The organism is Mesorhizobium sp. M4A.F.Ca.ET.020.02.1.1 (assembly GCF_004022645.1).
Taxonomy (GTDB): Bacteria; Pseudomonadota; Alphaproteobacteria; order Rhizobiales; family Rhizobiaceae; genus Mesorhizobium.
The window spans coordinates 1-2,142 of the sequence record NZ_RZOI01000893.1; the positions used below are offsets into that span (position 1 = coordinate 1).

The following is a 2,142-nucleotide window of genomic DNA, read 5'->3' on the forward strand; positions in this document are numbered from 1 at the left end:
TCATAGGTCGAGGCGGTTGAGGTGCCCCCTCCCGCCTCGCTTCGCTCGGCACCCTCCCCTCAAGGGGGAGGGGTACCAGGAGTATCCCTTGTCCGCCCCACTCATCGAAATGCGCGGCATCACCAAGAGCTTCGGGGCCGTCAAGGCGAACGAGGCCGTGGATCTCAGCGTCGCACCGGGCGAGATCCTTGGGCTGCTTGGCGAGAACGGCGCCGGCAAGACGACGCTGATGAACGTGCTGTTCGGCGCCTATGCACCTGACGCCGGCGAGATACTGGTCGAGGGCCGGCCGGTCGCCATCCACAGTTCGGCCGACGCGCTCGCCGCCGGCATCGGCATGGTGCACCAGCATTTTCATCTGGCGCCGCGGCTCACGGTGCTCGAGAACCTCCTGATCGGCATTCCGGGCAAGTCGGGCCGCATCGACCGCGCCGGCGGGTTGGCGCGGCTGAAGGAGATCGGCCGCCAGCATGGGCTGAGCCTCGATCCGACGCTGCCGGTCTCGGCGCTGTCGGTCGGCGAGCAGCAGCGGCTGGAGATCATCAAGGCGTTGTTTCGCGGCGCGAAGCTTTTGATCCTCGACGAGCCGACGGCGGTGCTGGCGCCAGGTGAGGTCGACGGCCTGTTCGCCGCCCTGCGCTCGATGGCGGGCCAGGGGCTCGGCATCATTTTCATCTCGCACAAGCTCAACGAAGTACGGGCACTCACGCATCGCTGCGTGGTGCTGCGGCACGGCAAGGTCGCGGGCCGCGTCGACGACCCCGCCAACACGACGTCGTCCGCCATGGCGCAATTGATGTGCGGCCGCGAGATCTTGCCGCCGGCCAGAGGGCCCTCGACGCCAGGCGCGACGGTACTTACCCTCGACGGCATTTCCACGTCGGGTCATCTCGGCACCGCGTTGCGAGATGTGTCGCTTTCGGTGCGGGAAGGCGAGATCCTCGGCATCGCCGGCGTCTCCGGCAATGGCCAGCGGGCGCTGGCCGACGTCATTTCCGGCATGCTGGCGCCGAAGGCCGGCGCGATGACGATAGCCGGCAAAGCGGTTGCGCAATTCTCGCCGCGCGCGGTACAGGCACTCGGCCTTGGCCGTATCCCGGAAGACCGGATGACGACCGGGCTGGTGACCAATCTGCCGCTCGCCGATTCCATGGTGCTGCCGCGCATCGGCACCGAGGCGTTCAGCCGCAAGGGTCTGCTCAATCCGTCCGCCATCCGCGCCTTCGCCGAGGAACAGATCAAGGCCTATGACATACGCTGCCCGGGGCCGATGGTGCGCGCTGGCGCGCTCTCCGGCGGCAATCTGCAAAAGGCACTGCTGGCGCGCGAGCTCGCCTTCGATCCGAAAGTGCTGATCGTGTCGCAGCCGACGCGCGGCCTCGACATCGGCGCTGCCCGCTTCATCCACGAGAAGTTCCTCGCCATGCGCGCCAAGGGCTGCGGCATCATCGTCATCGGCGAGGACCTCGAGGAACTGCTAATGCTCTCGGACCGCATCGCGGTGATGTATGAGGGCCGCATCGCCGGCACACTCGCCGGTGCGGACGCCACCGTCGCAAGGCTCGGCCTGATGATGACCGGCGTGGAGGGGAGGGCGTAAAGCATGGGTTTGCCTCTGATTTCGAACGCCGGCGCCGCCCCTCACCTGCCTGCCGGCACCCTCTCCCCGTATAGAGACGGGGAGAGGAGCGCTTTCATCGATGATTTCGCCAATCGCGAGCGTTGCAAGAAGGGTGTGACGGCTGCGGCCAGCCACCTTCTCCCCGTCACTATACGGGGAGAAGGTGCCGGCAGCCGGATGAGGGGCGGCGCCGACATCTGGCGAGCGGGGGGCCACGCCTGATGTTCCGCCTCGAAGCCCGAACGTCGACGCCGGCTTGGTTCAATCTCGCACTGCCGCTGCTGGCGATCGCGGCGACGCTGGTGTTGTGCAGCGGCCTGATAGCAATCGCCTGCGCCGGCGTGATCGAGGCCTATGGCGTGATGCTGTCGGCCTCGCTCGGCGACAGCTACGCCATAACCGAGACGCTGGTGCGCGCCGCGCCGATGATCTTCACCGGCCTTGCTGTGGCGATCGCCTTCCGCGCGAAATTCTGGAACATCGGCGCCGAGGGCCAGTTGCTGGCGGGCGCTGTGGCAAGC

Annotated in this window: 1 protein-coding gene and 1 pseudogene; both read left to right on the forward strand. The window is 67.4% G+C overall.

Annotated elements, in window-relative coordinates:
• Window positions 1-88 precede the first annotated feature (88 nt).
• On the forward strand, window positions 89-1,600 hold the full coding sequence (locus EN742_RS32670; protein ID WP_126057542.1) for an ABC transporter ATP-binding protein: 1,512 nt from the start codon (window positions 89-91) through the stop codon (window positions 1,598-1,600).
• Window positions 1,601-1,842: 242 nt separating this feature from the next.
• A pseudogene (locus EN742_RS32680) lies at window positions 1,843-2,142 on the forward strand (ABC transporter permease); the annotation flags it as partial.